28 protein-coding genes are annotated in these 24,729 nt (G+C 39.9%); all 28 read left to right on the top strand.

Annotated features, from left to right (window positions below):
* The 28 genes from hslU to QUF86_RS24015 all read left to right on the top strand — a co-directional run bounded on the left by hslU (window position 1) and on the right by QUF86_RS24015 (window position 24,728).
* A complete protein-coding gene (hslU, locus tag QUF86_RS24145; RefSeq protein ID WP_289317165.1) occupies window positions 1-1,410 on the top strand; it encodes an ATP-dependent protease ATPase subunit HslU in 1,410 nt (469 codons plus the stop codon).
* A gap of 106 nt (window positions 1,411-1,516) precedes the next feature.
* Window positions 1,517-2,296 carry a GTP-sensing pleiotropic transcriptional regulator CodY gene (codY, locus tag QUF86_RS24140; RefSeq protein ID WP_053345318.1) on the top strand — a complete coding sequence of 260 codons (780 nt, stop codon included), beginning with the start codon at window positions 1,517-1,519 and terminating at the stop codon, window positions 2,294-2,296.
* Window positions 2,297-3,054: 758 nt separating this feature from the next.
* Window positions 3,055-3,450 carry a flagellar basal body rod protein FlgB gene (gene flgB, locus QUF86_RS24135; protein WP_289335938.1) on the top strand — a complete coding sequence of 132 codons (396 nt, stop codon included), beginning with the start codon at window positions 3,055-3,057 and terminating at the stop codon, window positions 3,448-3,450.
* Entirely contained in the window at window positions 3,450-3,908 is a 459-nt protein-coding gene (gene flgC / locus QUF86_RS24130) for a flagellar basal body rod protein FlgC (protein WP_289335937.1), read from the top strand. The genes flgB and flgC overlap by 1 nt, the downstream gene beginning before the upstream one ends.
* Window positions 3,909-3,930: 22 nt before the next feature.
* Entirely contained in the window at window positions 3,931-4,239 is a 309-nt protein-coding gene (fliE, locus tag QUF86_RS24125; RefSeq protein WP_483313938.1) for a flagellar hook-basal body complex protein FliE, read from the top strand.
* Window positions 4,240-4,334: 95 nt separating this feature from the next.
* Entirely contained in the window at window positions 4,335-5,933 is a 1,599-nt protein-coding gene (gene fliF / locus QUF86_RS24120; RefSeq protein ID WP_289335935.1) for a flagellar basal-body MS-ring/collar protein FliF, read from the top strand.
* A 12-nt stretch (window positions 5,934-5,945) separates the two neighbouring features.
* On the top strand, window positions 5,946-6,965 hold the full coding sequence (gene fliG / locus QUF86_RS24115) for a flagellar motor switch protein FliG (protein ID WP_289335934.1): 1,020 nt from the start codon (window positions 5,946-5,948) through the stop codon (window positions 6,963-6,965).
* On the top strand, window positions 6,958-7,722 hold the full coding sequence (gene fliH / locus QUF86_RS24110; protein ID WP_289335933.1) for a flagellar assembly protein FliH: 765 nt from the start codon (window positions 6,958-6,960) through the stop codon (window positions 7,720-7,722). The genes fliG and fliH overlap by 8 nt, the downstream gene beginning before the upstream one ends.
* A 2-nt stretch (window positions 7,723-7,724) precedes the next feature.
* Window positions 7,725-9,044, top strand: coding sequence for a flagellar protein export ATPase FliI (fliI, locus tag QUF86_RS24105; RefSeq protein WP_289335932.1), 1,320 nt, complete (start codon window positions 7,725-7,727; stop codon window positions 9,042-9,044).
* A 2-nt stretch (window positions 9,045-9,046) separates the two neighbouring features.
* Complete coding sequence (gene fliJ / locus QUF86_RS24100; RefSeq protein ID WP_289335931.1) at window positions 9,047-9,493, top strand: flagellar export protein FliJ; 447 nt, start codon at window positions 9,047-9,049, stop codon at window positions 9,491-9,493.
* A 4-nt stretch (window positions 9,494-9,497) separates the two neighbouring features.
* Window positions 9,498-10,118: a MotE family protein gene (locus tag QUF86_RS24095; protein ID WP_289335929.1), complete on the top strand. Its 621-nt coding sequence runs from the start codon at window positions 9,498-9,500 to the stop codon at window positions 10,116-10,118.
* Window positions 10,119-10,146: 28 nt separating this feature from the next.
* On the top strand, window positions 10,147-11,457 hold the full coding sequence (locus QUF86_RS24090) for a flagellar hook-length control protein FliK (RefSeq protein WP_289335928.1): 1,311 nt from the start codon (window positions 10,147-10,149) through the stop codon (window positions 11,455-11,457).
* 8 nt (window positions 11,458-11,465) lie between these two features.
* Window positions 11,466-12,101 carry a flagellar hook assembly protein FlgD gene (gene flgD / locus QUF86_RS24085; RefSeq protein WP_289335927.1) on the top strand — a complete coding sequence of 212 codons (636 nt, stop codon included), beginning with the start codon at window positions 11,466-11,468 and terminating at the stop codon, window positions 12,099-12,101.
* 330 nt (window positions 12,102-12,431) lie between these two features.
* Window positions 12,432-12,497: a hypothetical protein gene (locus QUF86_RS28765; RefSeq protein WP_353957708.1), complete on the top strand. Its 66-nt coding sequence runs from the start codon at window positions 12,432-12,434 to the stop codon at window positions 12,495-12,497.
* Between the two features lie 75 nt (window positions 12,498-12,572).
* Window positions 12,573-13,838, top strand: coding sequence for a flagellar hook protein FlgE (locus QUF86_RS24080; protein WP_289335925.1), 1,266 nt, complete (start codon window positions 12,573-12,575; stop codon window positions 13,836-13,838).
* A 49-nt stretch (window positions 13,839-13,887) separates the two neighbouring features.
* Window positions 13,888-14,103: a flagellar FlbD family protein gene (locus QUF86_RS24075; RefSeq protein WP_289318435.1), complete on the top strand. Its 216-nt coding sequence runs from the start codon at window positions 13,888-13,890 to the stop codon at window positions 14,101-14,103.
* Window positions 14,100-14,528: a flagellar basal body-associated protein FliL gene (fliL, locus tag QUF86_RS24070; RefSeq protein ID WP_289335924.1), complete on the top strand. Its 429-nt coding sequence runs from the start codon at window positions 14,100-14,102 to the stop codon at window positions 14,526-14,528. Before QUF86_RS24075 ends, fliL begins: the two co-directional genes overlap by 4 nt.
* Window positions 14,529-14,580: 52 nt before the next feature.
* Window positions 14,581-15,579, top strand: a complete 999-nt coding sequence (fliM, locus tag QUF86_RS24065; protein WP_289317152.1) for a flagellar motor switch protein FliM — start codon at window positions 14,581-14,583, stop codon at window positions 15,577-15,579.
* Window positions 15,569-16,786, top strand: coding sequence for a flagellar motor switch phosphatase FliY (gene fliY, locus QUF86_RS24060; RefSeq protein ID WP_289335922.1), 1,218 nt, complete (start codon window positions 15,569-15,571; stop codon window positions 16,784-16,786). Before fliM ends, fliY begins: the two co-directional genes overlap by 11 nt.
* A 17-nt stretch (window positions 16,787-16,803) precedes the next feature.
* Window positions 16,804-17,166 carry a chemotaxis protein CheY gene (locus QUF86_RS24055; RefSeq protein WP_063231856.1) on the top strand — a complete coding sequence of 121 codons (363 nt, stop codon included), beginning with the start codon at window positions 16,804-16,806 and terminating at the stop codon, window positions 17,164-17,166.
* A 15-nt stretch (window positions 17,167-17,181) separates the two neighbouring features.
* Window positions 17,182-17,841 carry a flagellar biosynthetic protein FliO gene (locus tag QUF86_RS24050; RefSeq protein WP_289335920.1) on the top strand — a complete coding sequence of 220 codons (660 nt, stop codon included), beginning with the start codon at window positions 17,182-17,184 and terminating at the stop codon, window positions 17,839-17,841.
* Window positions 17,834-18,499: a flagellar type III secretion system pore protein FliP gene (fliP, locus tag QUF86_RS24045; RefSeq protein ID WP_289318434.1), complete on the top strand. Its 666-nt coding sequence runs from the start codon at window positions 17,834-17,836 to the stop codon at window positions 18,497-18,499. The genes QUF86_RS24050 and fliP overlap by 8 nt, the downstream gene beginning before the upstream one ends.
* A 14-nt stretch (window positions 18,500-18,513) precedes the next feature.
* Window positions 18,514-18,783, top strand: a complete 270-nt coding sequence (gene fliQ / locus QUF86_RS24040; protein ID WP_230158060.1) for a flagellar biosynthesis protein FliQ — start codon at window positions 18,514-18,516, stop codon at window positions 18,781-18,783.
* 3 nt (window positions 18,784-18,786) lie between these two features.
* A complete protein-coding gene (gene fliR, locus QUF86_RS24035; protein ID WP_289335919.1) occupies window positions 18,787-19,563 on the top strand; it encodes a flagellar biosynthetic protein FliR in 777 nt (258 codons plus the stop codon).
* 1 nt (window position 19,564) lies between these two features.
* Window positions 19,565-20,647 (top strand): flagellar biosynthesis protein FlhB, encoded by a 1,083-nt coding sequence (flhB, locus tag QUF86_RS24030; RefSeq protein WP_289335918.1) that lies wholly within the window; start codon window positions 19,565-19,567, stop codon window positions 20,645-20,647.
* 40 nt (window positions 20,648-20,687) lie between these two features.
* Complete coding sequence (gene flhA, locus QUF86_RS24025; RefSeq protein ID WP_289335917.1) at window positions 20,688-22,724, top strand: flagellar biosynthesis protein FlhA; 2,037 nt, start codon at window positions 20,688-20,690, stop codon at window positions 22,722-22,724.
* A complete protein-coding gene (flhF, locus tag QUF86_RS24020; protein WP_289335916.1) occupies window positions 22,721-23,878 on the top strand; it encodes a flagellar biosynthesis GTPase FlhF in 1,158 nt (385 codons plus the stop codon). The genes flhA and flhF overlap by 4 nt, the downstream gene beginning before the upstream one ends.
* Window positions 23,862-24,728, top strand: coding sequence for a MinD/ParA family protein (locus QUF86_RS24015; RefSeq protein ID WP_289335915.1), 867 nt, complete (start codon window positions 23,862-23,864; stop codon window positions 24,726-24,728). Before flhF ends, QUF86_RS24015 begins: the two co-directional genes overlap by 17 nt.
* Window position 24,729 lies beyond the last annotated feature (1 nt).

Here is a 24,729-nt window from a genome sequence, read left to right as displayed (position 1 = left end):
ATGTCAAAAAAAGCTAATTTAACACCGAGGCAAATCGTTGAAAAACTGGATCAGTATATCGTAGGGCAGCGTGAAGCAAAACGGGCAGTGGCAGTGGCTCTTCGGAATCGCTACCGACGTTCCCTTCTCTCGGATCAACTTCGTGATGAAGTCGTTCCGAAGAACATATTAATGATTGGACCGACTGGCGTTGGGAAAACAGAAATAGCTCGGAGAATGGCTAAATTGGTAGGTGCTCCTTTTGTAAAAGTCGAAGCAACGAAATTTACGGAAGTCGGATATGTCGGCCGGGATGTAGAGTCCATGGTTCGTGATTTGGTGGAGACTTCCGTCCGCCTCGTGAAGGAAGAAAAGATGGCCAGCGTAAAGGAACGGGCTGAAGAAAATGCAAATAGACGTTTAATAGAGCTATTAGTGCCATCAACCAAAAAACAGAGTAATTTCAAGAATCCTCTTGAAGTCTTTTTTGGAGGCAATAACAATCAAGATGAACAGGATTCGGAAGAAAATTCCGAAGATTTAAGTTTGCAGGAAAAAAGAAAAATCGTCGCTGAAAAACTGGCAAATGGTGAGTTAGAAAGTGAAATGATAACGGTCGAAGTGGAAGAACAGGCTGCTTCAATGTTTGATATGCTCCAAGGTTCGGGAATGGAACAAATGGGGATGAACATGCAGGACGCTTTAGGAAGCTTGATGCCGAAGAAAAGCAAGAAGCGCAAATTGAAGGTAAGTGAAGCGAGAATCGTTTTAACTAATGAAGAGGCGGCAAAATTGATTGATATGGATGAAGTCACGTCCGATGCAGTATACGGTGCTGAGCAAAATGGGATTATCTTCATTGATGAAATCGACAAAATTGCCAGTAAGAAGTCTGGAAGTTCATCCGCGGATGTATCAAGAGAAGGTGTCCAAAGGGATATCCTGCCAATTGTTGAAGGTTCGACAGTCGTGACTAAATATGGTTCAGTTAAAACGGATCATGTCTTATTCATTGCAGCAGGAGCCTTTCATATGGCTAAACCATCCGACCTTATCCCTGAATTACAAGGTAGATTTCCAATCCGTGTAGAATTGAACAAACTGACTGTAGACGACTTTGTACGGATTCTTCATGAACCGGATAATGCCTTGTTAAAACAATATGTTGCTTTATTAGAAACTGAAGGTATAGAAATTGAATTTTCTGACGATGCTGTTCGTAAGATAGCTGAAGTGGCCTTCGAAGTGAATCAAAACACAGACAATATTGGTGCAAGAAGACTTCATACCATTTTAGAACGGCTGCTGGAAGACTTATCGTTTGAAGCACCGGAAATTACGATGGAGAAGATTACAATTACGCCCCAATATGTCGAAGGTAAGCTTGGTTCTATCGCCCGGAACAAAGATTTAAGCCAGTTTATCCTTTAATTCAGAAACAATTGGCAATAATTTGCCTATGCAACGAACATAAAATTACGGAAATACAACTTCATAGTTATTGTGAACCATGGTATTTTTAGGAGGAACAAATCAAATGAACTTATTAGCAAAAACAAGAAAAATCAATGCAATGCTCCAAAAAGCAGCAGGTAAAGCAGTTAACTTCAAAGAAATGGCCGAAAGTTTAAGTGAAGTTATCGAAGCAAATGTTTTCGTCGTCAGCCGCCGCGGGAAATTGCTAGGCATAGCGGTAAGTCAGCAAATCGAAAATGAACGCATGTACAAAATGTTGGAAGATAAACAATTCCCTGAAGTGTACACAAAAAACCTATTCAATATTCCCGAAACATCTTCCAATCTTGATATCGAAAGTGAATACACTGCTTTCCCAGTGGAAAACAAAGAGCTTTTCGCAACTGGTTTAACAACGATCGTACCGATTATGGGTGGGGGAGAGCGTTTAGGAACTCTGGTTCTTGCTCGATTACAAGAAAAATTTCACGATGACGATTTAATTTTGGCTGAGTATGGTGCGACTGTAGTAGGTATGGAAATCCTTCGTGAAAAATCAGAAGAGATAGAAGAAGAAGCTCGTAGTAAAGCTGTCGTTCAAATGGCCATTTCCTCGTTATCGTACAGCGAATTGGAAGCTATTGAGCACATTTTTGAAGAGCTTAAAGGTAATGAAGGTCTGCTTGTAGCATCAAAAATCGCAGACCGTGTAGGCATCACTCGTTCCGTAATCGTAAATGCGCTTAGGAAACTAGAGAGTGCAGGAGTCATTGAATCACGCTCCCTTGGGATGAAAGGTACTTATATCAAAGTATTGAACGATAAATTCCTTCTTGAATTAGAAAAGCTTAAAAATAATTAACATACAGAAAGGCAGCCCTTGAAAAAGGGCTGCCTTTTTTTGTGAACTTTTTCCATGTGAAGCTGGCTAGGACAAGACAAACAAGCAAAAAGAGGTAATTCGAATTAAAGATCTTAAATGGAAATGCGAATTAAGCGTGTTTTCTACGAGAAGCAAATATAGTTAAATTTTTCTTTAAAAGGGTAATTATATTATTATAACTATTGAAATGATGAAAACTAAAAGTTGCTGGTGCTAATTAATTTTATGTAATTAATTACTTATAGGTAAAGAGTTTCAGTCCTTCTTTATTGTTAAAGGGGAATTTGTCGAATGGGTAATAACTTTGAAAAGATCCGTTTTTAAAAAAAAACGAAATAGTGCATTTGCCATTTGTTTTTTAATAAACTCTTTATTTAGAAGGGTGAAATTAATTGAATGGAAATAATTACTTGAAAGTAAATGTGAAAATTAGTTCTAAAGTATCAGGTATATAGATCGGTTTTTCGATATGATAAATAAGCTAATAGAAGTAAAATTTGGTTAAAATGTAGAATATCATAATAAAATGTAATATAACGTAATATTAATCCTAGAATAATACTAAAAATTACGTCAAATTCGAGCAATTTGTGACAAATTTCGACTATAATAGGTCTAAAGTCTTTGTGTCGTTTATGGACATACTTATTATGTTTCTTTAAAATTAAACCATAAATGCATTGGGTTAATTTATTGATAAAGTATTTATCTGTTAAATAAAGAAAGAGGTGATCGATATGGAATTATTTTCGAATACTTTTCAATCACTAGAAAATGCTCTTAATTATTCTAATACAAAACAAAAAGTCATTTCACAGAACATAGCCAATTCGGATACGCCTAACTATAAAGCTAAAGGGGTCGACAAAACACAATCCTTTAAAGCAGAGCTGGAAGCTTCCCTGGAGTCATATCGAACCGATGAACGACATTTCAACTTCAAATCAGAGGGCAGTAATGCTTCTCCCATCGTGACGCAGAAAAACGTCCAATATAACAATAACGGAAATAGTGTGGATGTTGATAAGCAAATGACGGATCTTGCTGCCAATCAGATTTATTATAATGCAGTCACTGACAGGCTTTCAGGTAAGTTTCAATCATTGGAGAATGTAATTAGAGGAGGTAAGTGATGGGAATCTTCCAAAGTATAAATATGACTGGGTCTAGTCTGACCAGTCAAAGGTTAAGGATGGATGTAATATCTGCGAATATGGCTAATGCCGATACGACCAGGGGAGAATATGACGCGGAATCGAAAACATGGAAACCATACACAAGAAAAGCGGTTGTGATGCAAAGTAAGGAAGAAGGTTTTTTAAGTTTTTTAAACGCAGCATCCGGAAAAAAAAGCGAGGTCGGGAATGGAGTAAAGGTGACTGGAATAGTTAAAGACAACACACCTTTTGAACTGGATTACAATCCCGAACACCCAGATGCCAATGAAGACGGTTATGTTGAAATGCCAAATGTCGACCCGCTTAGGGAAATGGTCGATTTAATGAATGTAACACGTTCATACGAAGCAAATGTGACAGTTTTAAATGCATCAAAGGGAATGATGATGAAAGCGTTGGAAATCGGAAAATAAAATTTGAATGGAGAGTGTTGATATGGAGGGGATTTCTCTTTCGCCAATGGACCATCCAGGTAATGTGCTGAAAAAAAATCAGAACAATACTAATACACCATACGAAGTAAATCGGAATTTTGCGTCGGTATTAAAAGAATCAATAAATAAAGTCAACGAAACACAAACGACATCTGATGACCTTACAACCAAACTGGTTAATGGAGATGATGTTGAGCTTCATTCGGTGATGATAGCTTCACAAAAAGCCAGTGTTACCATGCAGGCTACATTAGAGGTTCGGAATAAGGTTGTTGAAGCCTACCAAGAAATGATGAGAATGAGTATATAGCATTCATTTTTAAGACCTCATTAATATTGAGAAAAATGACCAGGGGGAAAATGAATCCCCCACTCATAAATTCATAGACTGACCGGGGGATTTAAATGAATGAAGTATTAGTGAATGTTAAGAACAAATTAACTACTTACTGGACGAGCCGCAGTAAAAAACAAAAAATCATGATGATTGGTTCAGCAGCATTGATTATCATCATCATTACGGCTGTTTCAATTTTAACCACTCGTACGACGCTGGTGCCCTTATATTCCAATTTAACTCCATCGGAGACGGGGAGTATCAAAGAAAATTTAGACAGTCAAGGGATTAAGAACGAAGTATCTGAAAATGGTACGACCATAATGGTTCCTGAAGAAAGCCTGGATTCACTGAAAGTGGAACTGGCAGCTGAAGGAATTCCGGAATCCGGCAGTATCGACTATTCTTTTTTTAGTCAAAGTGCTGGTATCGGGATGACTGAAAATGAATTCAATGTCATTAAACTGGACTCGATGCAAACGGAATTGGCCAGTTTAATAAAAAAAATTGATGGAGTAGAAGATGCCAGTGTAATGATCACTCTTCCTGATAAAGGAGTTTTCGTCAGTGATTCAGCTGGGGAAGCGTCAGCATCCATTGTATTGAATACAAAACCCGGTTATAAATTTGAAGAAAGTCAAATCAATTCCCTTTATCATCTGGTCTCAAAAAGTGTCCCTAATCTTCCTACAGATAATATCGTCATTATGAACCAAGACTTTGAGTACTTCGATCTTGAAAATAAAAATTCTTCTTTTGCGTCGGCTTTTGCTACCCAAAACGAAATTAAAAAAGAAATAGAACGTGATATTCAAAGACAGGTACAAAATATGCTTGGAACGATAATGGGGAGAGACAAAGTGGTTGTTTCTGTCACGACAGACGTTGATTTCACTCAAGAAAACCGGGAAGAGAATTTAGTTGAACCGGTCGATGAAGAAAATATGGCTGGAATTGAGATTTCTGCGCAAAGGATCAATGAATCGTATAGTGGGGACGCAGCAGGTGCAGGAGGCGTTCCGCAAAGTGAGGATTCCTCTGATTCATTGGGATCCAGTTATGTTGAAGGCACAACCGGATCCGGTGATTATGAAAAAGTGGATGAAAAGATAAATAGTGAAGTGAATCGAATCAAGAAGGAAATAGTCGGAAGCCCATATAAAGTTAAGGATTTAGGCATTCAGGTCATGGTTGAACCGCCCACTGCTGACGATCCAAATTCTTTATCTCAACAGAGTGTAGATGATATTTCCCGAATCCTTGGTACGATAATACGCACGACAATCGAGAAAAAAGATGAAGGGGAAGAACTGACGGACGAGGAGCTTAATAATAAAATTGCGATTTCCGTTCAACCTTTTAACGGAAAAATGAATTTGCCAAAAGCTGAAACGAGTCCATCGTTACCAATATGGGCATACATCGTCGGTGGAGTGCTTTTACTAGTCATTATCATTCTCTTAATCTTATTCTTCCGTTCCCGAAAGCAAGCTGAAATGGAAGAGGAGTACGTGGTTGAAGAGGAAGAAGTTGTATTTGATGTTCCGGATTTAAACAAGGAGAAGGAAACGGAAGCATCTTTAAAACGAAAACAGCTTGAGAAACTTGCAAAAGAAAAGCCAGATGAATTTGCAAAATTATTAAGAAGCTGGATAGCAGAAGACTAGGAGGTAGGGAAAGTGACAGAAAGAAAAAAAAAGACTGGATTGACTGGCAAACAGAAAGCTGCCATCCTCCTTATTTCCTTAGGCCCGGATGTTTCTGCATCTGTATATAAGCATCTCTCTGAAGAGGAAATTGAGAGATTGACTCTTGTAATTTCGGGAGTGAGGAAAGTGGACTCCCATGATAAAGAAGAAATTCTGGAAGAATTCCATAATATTGCTTTAGCACAGGATTACATCTCACAGGGCGGGATAGGATACGCGAAGCAGGTACTTGAAAAGGCATTAGGTACTGATCAGGCAGCCGCCATCATTAACCGTTTAACATCTTCCTTACAAGTTCGTCCATTCGACTTTGCCCGAAAGGCAGATTCTGGACAGATCTTGAATTTCATCCAGAACGAGCATCCGCAGACTATTGCATTAATTTTGTCCTATCTTGATCCCACACAGGCTGGACAAATATTGTCAGAACTTCCCCAAGAGGTGCAGGCCGATATTGCAAGAAGGATCGCTTTAATGGACAGCACGTCGCCGGAAATCATCAATGAAGTCGAGCAAATACTCGAGAGGAAACTTTCTGCGACCGTGACCCAAGATTATACACAGACTGGTGGAGTAGAAGCGGTTGTGGATGTGTTGAATGGTGTTGACCGTTCCACGGAAAGAACGATCTTGGATGCACTCGAAATTCAAGATCCAGAGCTTGCTGAGGAAATCAAGAAACGAATGTTTGTTTTTGAAGATATCGTGACCCTTGATGGCAGGGCGATTCAGCGTGTAGTAAGGGATTCTGATAATGAAGACCTTAAACTTTCTCTTAAAGTGGCAAGTGATGAAGTGAAGGAAATCGTTTTCCGAAACATGTCAAAACGCATGGTCGAAACGTTCCAGGAAGAAATGGAATATATGGGGCCTGTACGTTTGCGTGATGTAGAAGAAGCACAATCCAGAATAGTTGCTGTCATTCGTCATCTGGAAGAAAATGGAGATATTGTGATTGCCCGCGGTGGAGGGGATGATATCATTGTCTAGGATTATCAAATCCCAGCAGGCCCATCAGGAGAAAAGCAAAAAGATAGCGATAAAAGTTCGACCTTTTTACTTTCTTCAAAATGATGATGCAGATGAACGGAGAAACGTTCAACATTTTCAATCTGATGAATTTCTGAATGATGCTAAGCAGGAAGCCGAAATGTTATTACTGGATGCTAAACAAAAAGCCCAAACGATAGCTGCAGAAATCCAGTTAGAACGAGAACATTGGGAAAATCAAGAAAAAGTGATGTTTATCGAACAAGCTCAAAAAGAAGGGTATCGGCAAGGAGTCGAAGATGGGATCCAAAAGGGTTATAACGAGATTGCAGGGGAAATAGCTTTCGCAAAAGAAGTGGTAGAGTCCTCTAAAAAAGATTATCGGCAGCATATCGAATCATCTGAAACCGTTATTTTGAATCTTGCCGTGAAGGTGGCGGAGAAAATTATCGGGCACCAGCTTGAAAACGATGAAGTGTCTTTTCTATCCATAGTCAAGAGAGCCATCAAAGAGGTGAGGGATTACCGTGAAGTGCAATTGCATATCCACCTGGTCCAATATCTATCGATTCTCTCTCATAAGGAAGAGTTGATGGCAATCTTTCCAAAGGATACCGAGTTATATATCTTTCCGGATGATGAACTTGAAGAAAATAGCTGTATTATCGAATCCGAAAAAGGAAGAATGGATGCAAGTGTCGACAGTCAGTTGCAGGAAATAAAAGTGAAACTAACTGAATTGCTGGAAGGGGAGTAAAGATGAAAACTAGAGACCTATTACCCTTAGTCGATGAAGTTGATCCATTCAAACATTATGGACGGGTCAAACATGTCGTAGGGTTAATGATAGAATCTCAAGGCCCTGAAAGCTCTGTAGGCGATGTTTGTTATATCTATACGGGTATACAAAAAAAGAAAAACAGAATATTAGCTGAAGTTGTCGGTTTCCGTGATGAAATGGTTATTTTAATGCCATTTACAGCAGTTAGCGATATTGCACCGGGTTGTATCGTGGAAGGAAGCGGACGGAGCCTTGAGATAAAGGTGGGAAGTGGACTTATTGGGAAGGTAGTCGATCCATTGGGACATCCGATTGATGATTCACGGCTTCCAAAAGGTCTAGCTACAGTTCCTGTGGTTCAAAATCCGCCAAATCCGATGAAACGACCTCCCATTGATGAACCGATAGATGTAGGGGTGCGAGTGATTGATAGTTTATTAACAGTTGGAAAAGGTCAACGTGTTGGTATCTTTGCAGGGAGCGGTGTAGGGAAAAGTACGTTACTTGGAATGGTAGCAAGAAATACGACGGCTGACTTAAACGTAATCGGTCTTGTTGGAGAACGTGGCCGGGAAGTTCGTGAATTCATTGAGAAAGATCTTGGACCTGAAGGGCTGGCACGATCAATCGTTGTAGTGGCAACATCTGATCAACCAGCGTTGATGAGGATAAAAGGTGCTTTAACGGCAACGGCCATCGCCGAACATTTTCGTGATAAGGGATTGAACGTGATGCTGATGATGGATTCAGTCACGAGGGTTGCGATGGCCCAGAGGGAAATCGGACTTGCTATCGGAGAACCGCCGACGACCAAAGGTTATACGCCATCCGTTTTTGCCATCCTTCCAAGATTACTCGAGAGAACGGGAACAAATCAGCTAGGTACCATTACAGCGTTTTATACGGTTCTAGTCGACGGTGATGATATGAATGAGCCGATTGCTGATGCTGTCAGGGGGATTTTGGATGGTCACTTCATACTAGACCGTAACTTAGCCAATAAAGGTCAGTTTCCAGCCCTCAATGTATTAAAGAGCATAAGTCGTGTCATGAATAATATTGTTGGGGACAAGCATAAAAACTCCGCAGAAAAATTAAGGGCAAGTTTATCAACCTATATGGAATCGGAAGATTTGATTAATATAGGAGCTTATAAGAAAGGGTCTTCCAAACAAATTGATAACTCCATTACCCGCTATCCGGAAATCATTTCATTTTTAAAGCAAGGCACCCATGAAAAAGCTCCCAAAGATAATAGTATTAACGCCCTTGTCGAATTGATGGAGAAAGGTGATTAGTTATGATTTATCAATACAAATTCGAGAAGATCCTGACCATCAAAGAAAAAGAAAAAACCGATGCACTAGCTAAATATAATACTGCTTTAAAAAAATTTGAAGAAGTGGCAGAAAAGTTATATAAGCTTTTAAGGAAAAAAGAAGATTTGCTCGAGTTTCAACAGGAAAAGCTGCGAAATGGATTATCCGTTCAGGAAATTCGTCACCATCAGTTATTTATGGACAACTTGGAGAAACTCTTAAGCCATTGTCAACAGGAAGTCATTGAAGCGCGATACAAGATGAATGTTCAACGGGATATATTGATGGCAAGGAATATTGAGGTTAAAAAGTACGAGAAAATGAAAGAAAATGATTTTTATAAATTTCTGGATGTCATTAAGGAAGCTGAGAATAAACAAATGGATGAAATATCAATCCGGCAATTCTTAAGCAAAGGCTTTAGGTGATAAAATGCGTAAAAAAAGTAATGAATCTACTGGATTGGAAGAATTGGAAGAAAGCAAAATAAGTAAGTTTCAATGGTTTCTTGTCATCTTCATTCCTTTAGTCTTTGCGGTAACTGTAGCGTTGATCGTTTTTACAGTTGCAGGGGTCGATGTTGTGGAAAAGGCAAAGGAAATGTCAGGGAAAATACCATTCATTGAATCGAATCAAAATGGTGAAGAGAAAGGTAATCCATCCAAGAATGATGAGAAAGTTTTGATGAAGCTCGAAAAATTAGAAACCGAGATTGAAAACAAGGAAAAAGAGATAGACAAGCTTGAGGGCATCATTGATACACGTGACAAGGCCATTGAAAAGGCAGAAGCTGAAAAACAGCAGCTTCAAACAGAAATGAATCTTCTTAAGGATAGTCAGAATGGTAGTAAACAGGCATTCAAAGATATAATCCGCACTTATGAAACCATGGCTCCCAAGAAGTCTGCACCCATCATTACAGAAATGAATGATGAAGACGCAGTGGAGATTCTCTCAAGTATGAAGGCAGCCACTTTAGCTAAGGTATTGGAGCAAATGACAACCGCTGATGCTGCAAGGTTAACGAAGAAACTAACGGAACAAAGTTCTTAAGAGAAAAGAGTACGGAGGTGAATAATATATGAATTCAGCCATCAATTCTTTACTTACCTTGGCATCATTAGGTCAAAAGATACCATTTAAGCAAAATCAGCAAACTTATACCGGGTTTGGTTCAGTCCTTCAGTCTGTCGTAGAGGTGGAACCATCCCTTCCATCGGAATTAGGTGGCATCACTGAAGAACGATTGTCCGTTTTAAAGGATTTGCTTGTTTTTTTGAAACTTGAAGGGTTAAGTGATTCAGGTGAAGAGAGTATTGTTGAAAGTCGTTCAGTAAACAACCAAGAAGAATTTAGCAACCTTCTTTTACTGGTATTAAAAAAAGTAACCGGAAATGATGAGGGTGCCCTTACGGATTTCTTTGCGAGCATCGAGGAAATGGATTTAGAACAAGAACAGGATGACTTGAGCCTGAATCCACAAAGTTTGTTATCAGCCAATGTCATGGAACTTTATTCAATCCTAAAAAAAGTTACAGTCTTGAGTGATGAAGAATCGCATGGGCTCCCTTTATCTGGTGTGGTGAATCTTTTGAAATTGGTGAAAATTCAATATCTTCTCTCGGAGAATAAGGCTATGACACAAGATGAAGCAGCTATCCAGAAACAATTGAAAAACCTGCTTGAAGGTATGACGGGTAAACTGGAGAAAATGCTGTCCAATCAGTCAAAACAAAAGTCAGAATTTGAACATTCCGACATTGTGGTAAAAGGGCAAAATAAAACAATGGAAACATTGAAAAGCGCATTCTCACAATTATCCGGGAGTGACAAGGTAAGTAAAGAAGGGACAATCCGAAGCGGTGTGACATTGCAGAATGGGGATAGCGGTAACCATCAAGGTTCTATGCCTTTTCTCATGACAAAGTTGGAGCAATTTGTCTTGACAGCTTCCAAAGGTGAGCAAACTGTAAGTCAAGAAGAGTTTATCAAACAATTTGAAAATATTTTGAGTAAAGCGAACTTTAGCGGAACTAACGGAGTAAATAAACTGTTGATCAGATTGAATCCCGAACATTTGGGCGCCCTTAGAATCGAGTTGATTCAAAAGGATGGTATGCTGTCAGCCAAGATTATGGCTACTACTGCTCAGGCAAAAGATATACTTGAAAAACAGATTCATGGCTTAAAACAAGCAATTAGCGGCCAAAACATTCAGATAGAAAAAATTGAAATATCACAGTCCTTCAATGCTTTTAACTCCGAGAAATTCAGCCAGAAAGACGCGGATGAACATAATGAGCAACAAGAGAGTAAGGAAGAAAGCAATGATGAGACGGAAAGCGAGTTTACGGGATCCCTTGCCGATGCTCTGTTAAATCTGGAAGTGTAGGTGGAAAAATGACGACCATCGATAAGTCACTATTATTATCAAAATCCCAAACTGAAAACAGAAAAACCGGGGATGCATTGAGAAAAGATGATTTCTTGAAATTGCTGCTTACCCAGCTTCAAAACCAAGATCCGTCAAGTCCGATGGACAATACGGAATTCATCGCCCAAATGGCCACTTTTTCTTCTCTGGAACAAATGATGAATATGGGAGCCCAAATGGAAGAAATAATTGGGATCAATCAACAAAATAGTTTAATGAACTATAACTCTTTTGTCGGTAAGGAAGTCACTTGGCACAAATTGGATGAAGGTGATGATGACCTTGCGATAGAAGAAGGGACAGGCATCGTTAAGTCGATCCAATATAAAGGTGATGGTGTTCATTTCCTTCTGGAAGATGGCACAAAGCTTGAACCCGCAAATATTTCAGCGATGAAACAATCAAGTTCCACGACGAATAGCTTGACGGCGGCAAGTGAATTAATAGGCAAGCGTGTTTCCTGGATGGATGAAAAAAATGGAGAGTCGTCTGCTGTCGTAATCTCGGTATCCCTAAATAATGGCAAGCTGCAAATTGAAGTGGATGATGAAAACAACACCAAGCTATCATCAGAGCAATTGATAAAAATCGCTGAAGTTTAAGGAGCGGGAATATGAATGAACTTGGTTTTCAAGCAAATTCCGCTCAGATGATGTCACAAACAAAAGTACCTTTGCGGCAAAGGTAGATCGTCCACAAGGTTTTCAACAGCATTTTCAAGCAGCTGTTTCCACTTATGAAAAGTTGACCATTAGTAAACATGCTCAAATGCGGATGTATGAAAGAAATATAGAAATAGCACCGCAAACCGAGGGGGAAAATAGCCGATAAAGCTAATGAGGCCAAAAAGATGGGCGTGACCGAATCTCTTATAATTACAGATAATGCGGCACTCATAGTAAGTACGAAAAAATAACAAAGTCATCACAGTCATGGACAGGGATGAAGCATCATCTCAAATTTTCACGAACATCAATGGAACTATAATTTTGGATTAATGGGCTTGACCTAGAATAGGAAGCCTGGACTGTGGAATGACAGAAGCAGTCGCTATATGAAAGGGGAGCTTTTACATGCTTCGTTCAATGTATTCAGGAATAAGCGGATTAAAAAACCTACAAACAAAATTGGATGTTATCGGTAATAACGTCGCCAATGTCAACACTTACGGTTTCAAAAAAAGCCGCGTGACATTCAGCGATGCGATGAACCAAACGGTATCTGGTGCAAGTGCAGCAACAGCCAATAAAGGTGGAACCAATTCTAAACAAATTGGGTTGGGTTCAACGATTGCTACAATCGATACCATACATACACAGTCAAGCTTGCAAACCACTGGCCGCGATCTTGACTTAGGTATATCAGGGGATGGCTATTTCATCGTCAAACAAGGCGATGCACTTTCGTATACACGTGCAGGAAACTTTTATCTGGATGATAATGGTACGCTTGTCAACTCGAATGGTTTGAAGGTACAGGCTTTTAAGGTTGATGAAAACGGAAAACGATCAAAAACAATCGGTGACGTTGCTGTTAACGTCAATGCGATTTTACCTGCTGTAACCTCTACTAAAATATCAGTAAGTGAAAATCTAGCTGCTGACGCAATTGATGGTACCGTATTTAGCCAGCAAATGAAAGTCGTGGATGAGAAGGGTAAAGAACAAACGGCAACTATCTATTTCCAAAAGACCGGTGATGATAAATGGGAGCTTTTTGATGAAGAACCTGCTACTTTGGGGGATACTTCAGCTACTAAACCAAAATCGTTCACTTCGTTGAACTTCGATGCTAATGGTCAGTTAGTGGCAGCTGATAAAACCCTGGCTGGTCAAACCATTAACATTTCAACCGGCAAAGAGGATGACTCGAATACAGCAGTTGACGAAAGCGTTCAAAAGGTTAAATTGGATTTTGATTTCTCGAACATTACTCAAGTTAAAGGTTCTACGACTGCTCTTGTCAATCCGAATGGTAATAAAGAAGGGAAACTGGAGAGCTTTAATATTGGTTCATCAGGGGAAATAAATGGCGTATATTCCAACGGTCTGATCACAACATTAGGCCAACTGGCCGTTTCCAAGTTTTCCAATTCATCAGGCTTGACGAAAACCGGTGGTAATACTTTTCAGGAATCGATCAATTCAGGTACTGCAAACATCAATATTGCAGGTGAGGGCCGCGGGGTGATTGCATCAGGTTCTTTGGAAATGTCCAATGTGGATTTATCCGAAGAGTTTACTGAAATGATCGTTGCGCAACGTGGTTTCCAGTCGAATTCCCGGATTATCACGACATCGGATGAAATTTTACAAGAATTGGTCAACTTAAAACGATAGGTTAAGGGAGGGAGGAGCCAGGGGCTTATTGCTTTGGCTCCTAAATATCATTATCAAAGTCACAAGGCTCAATGGAAAATGCTTTCATATCAATGCATTGTACATAAATACAGTCGAGTCATTGCCAGATACGACCATTACTTTTACAAATGGTAAGAAAATCGTTGTGCTTGAGAAGGAAGAGGAAATGGTTGAAGCCATTATACAATTTTATCGTACCGTGAATATTCTCGGTTTTCGTAATGATGTGGAGGAAAGATCATGAAAAAAAATCTATGGACCATTATGTTGATTATACTCGTGGTCATTACGCTTGTTGGTGTCATAGCGGTCGTGGTTGTGACAAAGTTATCTGACCCCACATCTGCCGAAGAAAAACCCAGCATTGACGAAATAGTCGAATCATCAGTTGAAATTCCCGAAATTACAACGAATCTTGCCGGCAATGATTATATTAAAATCTCATTTATGGTCCAAACAGAAAATAAAAAGGCAAAAGAGGAGTTGGAAAAAAGAAGTTTTCAAGTGAAAAATATCATCATTACCGAACTTTCCGAAATGAAAGCGGAAGAGTTGACCGGTAAAAAAGGTAAGGAAAAGCTTCAGGAAGCGCTAAAGACTAGAATGAACGAATTAATGGAAGAAGGAAAAGTTGAAAAGGTTTATATAACCTCCTCTATTCTTCAATAAGGACATCCTTGCGACATTAAATAAGAAGGGGAAGCTTTGGAGGTGAGTGTTAATGTCCGGGGAAATATTATCGCAAAATGAAATCGATGCCTTGTTATCGGCCATTTCCACAGGTGAAATGGATGCAGATGATTTAAAGAAAGTAGAAGTAGAAAAAAGAGTGAAGGTTTACGACTTTAAAAGAGCCCTTCGGTTTTCAAAGGATCAAATCCGGAGTTTGACCAGGATACACGAGAACTTTGCAAGGTTGCTGACCACATACTTTTCGGCTCAACTTAGGACATATGTTCAAATATCCGTTGCTTCGGCAGATCAAATTCCATACGAAGAGTTTATTCGATCAATCCCGAAAATGACCATCCTGAATGTGTTTGAGGTGCCACCCTTGGATGGACGTATCATTCTTGAGGTCGACCCGAATATCGCCTATTCCATGATGGATCGAGTTTTGGGTGGGCGAGGCATAAGCGTGAATAAGGTAGATAGTTTAACGGAAATAGAAACGAAAATCATGTCGAATTTATTCGAGAAGGCTTTTGAAAATTTACAGGAGGCTTGGAGTACGATTGTTGAAATCGAACCGGAGATGACAGAGTTCGAGGTGAATCCACAATTTCTTCAGCTGGTTTCGCCAAATGATACTGTTGTTGTCATTTCCTTGAATACACAAATCGGCGAAACGAGTGGAATGATTAATATTTGCATTCCGCACGTCGTATTAGAACCAATCATACCAAAGTTATCTGCTCATTATTGGATGGAAAATTCCCAAAAGGAAAAAATCCCAGAGGAAATCATGATTTTGGAAAAGCGTATCCGAAACGCAGACCTTCCCATAATATCCGAACTTGGTTCTACGGATATCACCATCCAGGATTTATTGCTGCTTGATGTTGGTGATGTCATTGATTTAAATAAGGCAATAGATGAACCTTTGACGATTAAAATTGGAGGGGTCCCCAAATACAGTGGGCAGCCAGGAAAAGTGGGTAAAAAACACGCCATCCAGATTCTTGAAATCTTGAAAGGGGGAGACGAAGATGGTAAGTGATGAAATGCTTTCACAAGACGAGATAGATGCCCTTTTAAAAGGTACAAGTGATATAGAAGGTGAGGTGAACTCTCTTTCGATTGACGATTATTTATCAATGATGGAACTCGACGCCCTTGGTGAAATTGGTAATATCTCCTTCGGAAGTTCGGCCACTGCCCTATCCACTTTGTTGAATCAGAAAGTGGATATCACCACCCCGACGGTTACCTTAATTGAAAGGGGACAGATCGCGGAAGAATTTCCGCATCCATATGTAGCGATTCAAGTGCAATATACAGAAGGTTTCTCAGGTATTAATATGCTTGTCATCAAGCAGAGCGATGCTGCTATCATTGCAGATTTGATGCTTGGCGGTGATGGGGAGAATCCTTCTGACATGCTGGGAGAAATTCAATTGAGTGCGGTCAAGGAAGCCATGAACCAGATGATGGGTTCTGCTGCGACATCGATGTCGACCATTTTTAGTAAAAAGGTGGATATTTCTCCTCCTAGCATAGATTTACTTAACTTTATAAAAGGACAAGGTGAAAATGCGATACCGGACGAGGATTTATTTGCGAAAATCTCGTTCCGTCTTCGTGTCGGTAACTTAATTGATTCCAGTATTATGCAATTGTTGCCAGTAGAATTTGCTAAAGGGTTAGTTTCTGAATTATTAAAGGGAACAAGCGATAGCGAACCTACCGATATGCAAACGCAAAAGGCACTAAGTGATCCAGTAACAAACATTCCATCTCAGGAGCCGGCGGCAGTCCAGAACTCCCGGTCTACTCAATCGGCTAATGAATTTTATGGACAAGGGGGTTACCAACCCCAACCTACAAACCAAATACCGAATGTGCCGCAGCATTTTGGGGTTTCATCCGTACCAACAGGGCAGCCGGTAAATGTTCAGCCTGCCAGTTTCACTAGTTTTCAGCCTTATCAGCTTCAAGAGTCTGAATCGAAAAATCTCAGTATGCTGATGGATATCCCTTTGCAAGTAACTGTAGAGCTTGGGAGAACGAAGCGCTCAGTCAAGGATATTTTGGAGCTGTCATCCGGATCTATCATCGAATTGGATAAATTAGCAGGCGAGCCAGTGGATATCCTGGTAAACAGCCGCTTGATAGCAAAAGGTGAGGTAGTGGTGATTGATGAAAATTTTGGAGTGCGTGTTACGGATATCATGAGTCAAAGTGAAAGATTAAATAAAATCAGGTAATTTGGGGGACGAAAATAATGGCTAACAGAATTTTAATTGTGGACGATGCAGCATTTATGAGAATGATGATAAAGGATATCCTTTCTAAAAATGGTTTTGAAATAGTAGGGGAAGCAGCGGATGGTGCCCAAGCAGTGGAAAAATATAAAGAAACGCATCCGGATCTTGTAACGATGGATATTACCATGCCTGAAATGGATGGAATTACAGCATTAAAGGAAATTAAAAAGGTAAATCCTCAAGCTAAGGTCATTATGTGTTCAGCAATGGGGCAACAAGCCATGGTCATTGATGCGATCCAGGCGGGAGCAAAAGACTTTATCGTGAAGCCATTCCAGGCAGACCGGGTGTTGGAAGCCATAAATAAAGCATTAAGTTAAGAGGGTGTCTGCATATTGTTTTTTATTAAAAAATGGCTTCAGGCCACACTGCTGATAGCAGTAATCTTTTCAGGGGCCATACAGGCCCATGCAGAAGATCTTGAAAAAACGGTGAAGGATGTTTATGAACAGCCAGATGATTTAAAAGTGGATAAGGATGAATCAAAAGACTCGCAATCTACCAACCAGGCTACGAATCCAAATAAAGTGGGGATAACCGTTTGGGAGTTTCTGAGGATGATTTTTGCTACCATTTTTGTAGTTGCGCTTCTTTATATCCTATTAAAGTTCATCAATAAAAAAAGTAAATCGTATCAAAAGGCAAATTCAGTGGAGAATTTAGGCGGTACGAGCCTTGGAGCAAATCGTTCTGTCCAGCTTGTTAAAGTCGGCGGGCGAATATTGGTGATCGGGGTTGGCGAAAATATTCAACTCTTGAAAGAAATAGATAATCCTGAGGAATATGAGCAGCTTTTGAAAGATTACAACGATAAGATGGATCAAATGATCCAGCCTGGAGAATTTGCAATTAAGGTGAAACATAAGTTGTTGAAGAAAAGAGAATCCGAAACCGCAAGTTTCTCTACAGTGTTCAAAAATCAACTCGATCAAATGTCTGATAGCAGGAAGAAGCTGTTAAATGAGCTTGATAGGAAAGGGCGAGACAATGAATGAGTTCATGGAGTTTTTTAATAACAGTGATCCCACTAATGTCTCTACTTCCGTCAAACTTGTTCTTCTAATGACCGTTTTATCGCTGGCTCCAAGCATATTGATCTTGATGACCTGTTTTACAAGAATCATCATTGTCCTGAGTTTTGTGAGAACATCGCTAGCTACACAGCAGATGCCGCCGAATCAGGTGTTGGTCGGCCTGGCTCTTTTCATGACATTCTTCATAATGGCACCGACTTTTCAGGAAGTGAATGAAAAGGCATTAACCCCGTTATTTAATGAAGAAATAGATTTAGAAGAGGCATATGTACAGGCCTCGATACCTTTTAAGCAATTCATGAGTGCCCATACAAGGCAAAAGGATTTGGAGTTATTCTTGGAGTATGCAAAGCTTGATAAGCCGGAAACGATACAGGACATTCCCTTGACTGCCTTTGTACCAGCTTTTGCAATCAGTGAAATCAAAACAGCTTTTCAAATAGGTTTTATGATTTTCATTCCATTTTTGGTTATTGATATGGTCGTTGCAAGTGTCTTGATGTCGATGGGTATGATGATGTTGCCGCCGGTCATGATTTCACTGCCATTTAAAATCCTCCTTTTCATTCTTGTTGACGGATGGTATTTAGTAGTGAAGTCATTATTACAGAGTTTTTAAGCAGGTGAGAAAAAATGAGTGCAGAGTTTGTTATTGATGTAGCAGAAAAAGGAATTTATATGGTATTGATTATCGCAGGCCCATTGATGGTAATCGCTCTTATTGTAGGGCTATTAGTAAGCATCTTTCAGGCGACTACACAGATTCAGGAACAAACCTTGGCTTTTGTTCCAAAAATCGTGGCCGTCTTATTGGGTCTCATACTATTGGCTCCATGGATGCTGAGCCATCTATTATCATATGCAAATGAAATATTCGGTAATCTGAATCGATTTGTAGGGTAGGGCATGGAGGAATTATTTCCGCACTTTCCCGCCTTTTTATTAATTGTGGTCAGGGTCACTACGTTTTTCGTGGCTATGCCGATTTTTTCGTACCGTTCAATACCGGTACAACATCGAGTGGGGCTTGGGATCTTCCTTGCCTGGATCATGTACTATACCATTGAAGCCCCGATTCTGGACTTGGATGTCACATTTTATTTATTAATCATAAAGGAAGCAGTTGTTGGGCTCTTCATTGGGTTTGCTGCCTATATGATTTTATCGGCCGTTCAAATCGCTGGAGGATTGATTGATTTTCAAATGGGTTTCTCAATTGCCAATATCATCGATCCCCAAACTGGGGCACAAAGCCCGTTGATGGGACAATATCTTTATACAATCGCTTTATTATTCCTATTGAGTACTAACGGCCATCATTTGCTTTTGGATGGAATCTTTTATAGTTATCAGTTCATCCCGATTGACCAATTATTTGTACCATTCGGAAATAATACACTGATAGAATATTTGGCCAAAGCTTTCAGCAAAGCTTTCATGATTGCTTTTCAAATGTCCATACCTGTAGTGGGAAGTATTTTCTTAGTGGATGTCACGCTAGGGATCCTTGCTAGGACAGTCCCTCAATTAAATGTGTTCGTTGTCGGAATTCCAGTGAAAATCATAGCCGGCTTAGCGGTTATCGTACTGGTGATGGGGATGATGATGACGGTTGTCACCCAACTCTTCAATTTCTTGCTTTTGACTATGCGCCAACTAATGCAGTTGATCGGAGGCGTTTAATATGGAGAGGTTCCAGCTGGATTTACAGTTTTTCGCTGGTGAGAAGACCGAAAAGGCGACTCCAAAAAAACGTCAGGATTCGAAGAAAAAAGGTCAGGTGGCAAAGAGTCAGGATGTAAATACCTCTGTTAATTTAATTGCCGTGCTTTCAGTGCTACTGCTTATGGGACCGTACATGTATAATCACCTGCTCGGTCTCATGAAAGAATATCTGCAGCATTTTACCTTGCCTGGATTCAGCGAGGAGAATATACAAATTATCATGATTGAGGTTTTAAAGGAGATGGGTCTTATTCTTGGACCGGTTTTTACGGCAGCGATAGTGGCTGGAGTATTGGCTAATGTCATGCAAATCGGTTTTTTGTTTTCGACTGAATCCATTCAGTTCAAACTTGAAAAATTGGATCCCATTAAAGGGTTCAAACGAATTTTTTCAATGAGGGCCATTGTTGAATTATTGAAATCCATTCTTAAAATATCATTTGTTGGTTTTGTTGCCTTTTATGTACTTTGGCAGCGCATGGACGAGATTATGATTTTATCACAGATTTCTGTGGAAGCAGCGATGGCAACATTGGCGGATATTACGATTAAAGTAGGATTTTATGCTGCCGTGGCTTTATTGTTCATTGCTCTTTTGGACTATTTGTATCAAAAATATGACTTTGAAAAAAACATCCGGATGTCGAAACAGGATATTAAGGATGAGTATAAAAATTCCGAAGGGGACCCTCTTATCAAATCCAAGATTAAGCAAAAGCAAAGGCAGATGGCCGCTCAAAGAATGATGCAGGAAATTCCCAATGCGGATGTCGTCATCACTAACCCGACGCATTTTGCAATTGCTTTAAAATACGATGAAGATAAGGCAGAGGCTCCGTATGTAGTGGCAAAAGGCGTTGATTTTGTTGCTCAGAAAATTAAATTCATTGCTAAAGAAAACGATGTGATCATGGTGGAAAATCGGCCTTTGGCCAGGTCTTTATATGATCAAGCTGAAATAGGCCAGGCAATACCTGAGGAGTTCTTTAAGGCGGTCGCTGAAATACTGGCCTTTGTATATAAAACCAAAGGTAAACTGTAAAGAAGTAATAGGGTAACCCGTTAGTTAGGAGAGAAAAAACATGCGAGCAAGAGATTTGGTTGTTATATCGAGCGTCATCATGATCGTTGCCATGTTGGTCATTCCATTGCCAACATGGTTGTTAAGTATTTTACTCCTTTTAAATATCTCTCTTGCGCTGCTGGTTCTATTGACTACGATGAATATGAAGGAACCTCTCGAATTTTTAATCTTTCCTTCCTTGCTACTTTTATTGACATTGTTCAGGCTGGGGTTGAATGTTTCGACGACTCGTGCCATTTTGACCTATGGTGATGCTGGAGGAGTTGTAGAAACCTTTGGATCGTTTGTAGTCGGAGGTAACGTGCTTGTAGGATTAGTTGTATTCATCATTTTGGTCATCATCAATTTCATCGTCATCACGAAAGGATCCGAACGGGTCTCGGAGGTAGCGGCAAGGTTTACACTGGATGCGATGCCAGGGAAACAGATGGCCATTGATGCAGATTTAAATGCTGGGATGATCTCCGAAAACGAAGCACGTGCCAGAAGGGAAAAAATTAGTAACGAAGCAGACTTTTATGGATCCATGGATGGAGCGAGTAAGTTTGTTAAAGGGGATGCCATCGCGGGCATCATCATAGTCATCATTAACTTGATTTTCGGTATGATCATTGGCGTCATGCAATTGGACATGAGTTTTGGAGAGTCCGCCGTACATTTTTCCATGTTATCGGTTGGTGACGGAATCGTGAGTCAGGTACCTGCCTTATTGATTTCCACAGCTACGGGAATAGTCGTAACCCGGGCAGCCTCGAATGGAAACCTCGGTGCGGATATTGTTGAACAGTTATTTCAATTTCCTAAAATGCTTTACCTGACAGCAGCGACCATTTTCCTTTTAGGGTTATTCACGCCCATTTCCGACTTATTCACCTTACCGATTGCTGCTTTATTAGTCGTTGGAGGGTATACGATTTCAAGGATACCGCAGCAGGACGAAAGGGAAATGCTAGAAATGGAAGAAGTGCTGGAAACCGATGAAATGAAAAGTCCAGAAAGCGTCGTTAACCTTTTAAGTGTCGACCCGATCGAATTTGAGTTTGGATATGGATTGATTCCGCTTGCGGATGCCAATCAAGGTGGAGACCTACTGGACCGAGTCGTCATGATTCGCAGGCAGCTTGCAATTGAATTGGGGCTTGTGATCCCTGTCGTCAGAATACGTGATAACATTCAGTTGAATCCTAATGAGTATCGGCTGAAAATTAAGGGAAGTGTCATGGCAAAGGGGGAATTGCTCCTTAATCATTTCTTGGCCATGAGTCCCGGGATTGAGGATGATTCAATAGAAGGAATCGATACGATAGAGCCGTCCTTCGGTTTACCCGCCAAATGGATCACGGATGATATGAAAGAACATGCAGAGATGATGGGATATACAGTTGTAGACCCGCCAAGTGTAGTATCCACACACTTGACGGAAGTCATAAAGGCCAATGCACAGGAACTATTGGGCAGGCAGGAAACGAAACAATTGATCGATCATCTCCATGAATCCTCACCTATCCTAGTAGAGGAAGTCACTCCGAATCCGTTGTCTATAGGAGATGTACAAAAGGTATTGGCAAAATTATTGAAGGAAAAAGTTTCTATAAGGAACTTACCGATCATTTTCGAAACACTTGCTGATTATGGCAAGTTATCGACGGACACAGACTTGCTTACTGAGTATGTAAGGCAGAATTTAGCTAGACAGATTACGAATTCTTTTATTACGGATGAAAATAGAATTAAAGTCATAACATTATCGGGCAAAGTGGAAAAGACCATCGCGGATGGTGTACAGCAAACCGAACATGGTAACTTTTTATCATTGGATCCAACTATATCGCAATCCATATTGGAGGCAATTGCAGCCAAATTGGAAGAGTTGACGTTAATGGATCACCAACCGATCTTACTCTGCTCTCCAGCGGTAAGGATGTATGTACGGCAATTAACTGAACGTTATTTTCCCAATGTACCGATTCTTTCATACAATGAACTCGAATCGAATGTAGAAGTACAAAGTGTAGGGGTGGTGAATGTCGATTGAAGGTAAAGAAATATTTGGCACCATCTATGAACGAGGCGATGAAGCGAATAAGGGGTGAACTAGGCAGTGATGCGGTCATCTTAAGTTCAAAGGCTGTATATAATGGTGGCTTCCTAGGTTTATTCAAAAAGAGGAATATTGAAGTGATTGCAGCCATAGACCCGGTTTCCCAGCCTATCCAAATGAAAATCAAACAGAAATCGAAAAAGTTGCCATCGAAACCGGAAGTGGCAAGTCATGCCACTGATATGAATGAAGGTAATAGGGAAAGTGCTGATTTATTAACAGAAATCGAAGGTTTGAAAGATATGATCAAGAATTTACAAATCTATTCACCTGATAGAAAATATCCAGGGAAACTGCAAAAAATCCACGATTACCTAACAGAGCAGGAAGTGGATATATCACTTCGGTCTCAAATCATGGATGAACTATTTGAGAAATGGTTCGTTTTCAAACAACAATCCACAGATGAAGAGGTTCAAGTTTGGTTGGAAGAAGCCATGTTCGGGATTTTGGAAAAGGTTGAAAACGGAAAACCTGGGCTGCAAAAAAAGTATATTAATATTGTTGGTCCAACAGGTGTGGGAAAGACGACAACCCTTGCAAAAGTAGCTGCGGAAACCATGCTGAAGCATGATAAAAAGGTGGCTTTCATTACGACGGATACGTACAGGATTGCTGCAATAGATCAGCTTAAGACATATGCAAAGATTTTAAACGTTCCAATTGAAGTCGCTTATAATTTGGAAGATTTCAAAAGGGCAACTGAACGTTTCTCCCATTATGATTATGTTTTTATTGATACGGCCGGGAGAAATTTCCGTAACCCTCAATACGTTAAGGATCTTAATGAAATTATCCATTTTACAGCTGAGATGGAAACCTATTTAGTTTTGTCATTAACCTCTAAACAAAAGGATATGGAAGATATTTATCGACAGTTTGCTACGATACCGATTAAACAGGTCATTTTTACAAAAGCGGACGAAACCTCCACTTTCGGGGCTATATTCAATTTTATACACACTCATGAAGTAGGAGCCGCTTTTATAACAGATGGACAGAATGTGCCAGACGATATTGAAATAGCTACATCATCACAGTTATTGAAAATGACTTTTGGGGCTAAAAAATATGAAAGATCAAGCTGAGAACTTACGAAGACGATTGGAAGCCCGCCAAAATCAATCAATGGCCAGGACGATTGCCGTTTTAAGCGGTAAAGGTGGAGTGGGAAAATCAAACTTTTCTTTGAACTTTTCCATTGCTTTATCCCAAAGGGGGAAAAGGGTCCTGTTGTTCGACATGGATATCGGTATGGGGAATATTGATATTTTGATTGGGGGACAATCTCCTTGCAGTATTATTGATTTCTTTGAAAATGATTTTAGTTTGAATGATATCATTACGACCGGACCGGGGAATATTTCAATCATTACAGGTGGAACAGGATTGAAGAATCTCTTTGCGTTTGATGAAGATTCGTATACCCGTTTTAATGAAGAATTCAGTTTGTTGTTGGCTAACTACGATTATATTTTATTTGATATGGGTGCAGGTATCACACAGAATTCTATGAAATTCCTTTTATGTGTGGATGAATGGGTCGTTATCACGACGCCTGAACCTACTTCTATTATGGATGCATACTCCACGATTAAATATATTCATTCCGTAAATAAAGAGATTCCACTGTTCCTTGTTTGCAATAGGGTTTTCACTAGCAAGGATGGCAAAAAAACGATAAATCGTCTCCAAAATGCACTGATGAAATTTTTGGGTCTGGAAACGGTTGCTCTAGGGTTCTTACCAGACGATAGAACAGTATCAAAATCTGTTACCAAACAAATGCCCTTTATCCTTGTCGATTCTGAAGCCGATGTATCCAAAGCTATTTTGGACATTGCATCGAGATATGCGAATCATTCATTTGGGGAAGAATTGACTTTACAAAAAAGCCATTTTCTCCGAAATATGAAGAGATATTTTCTAGGAAAGTAGG

This window comes from Peribacillus sp. NJ11 (assembly GCF_030348405.1).
In the GTDB taxonomy this organism is placed as follows: domain Bacteria; phylum Bacillota; class Bacilli; order Bacillales; family DSM-1321; genus Peribacillus.
This window is presented reverse-complemented; position numbering and strand designations above follow the sequence as displayed.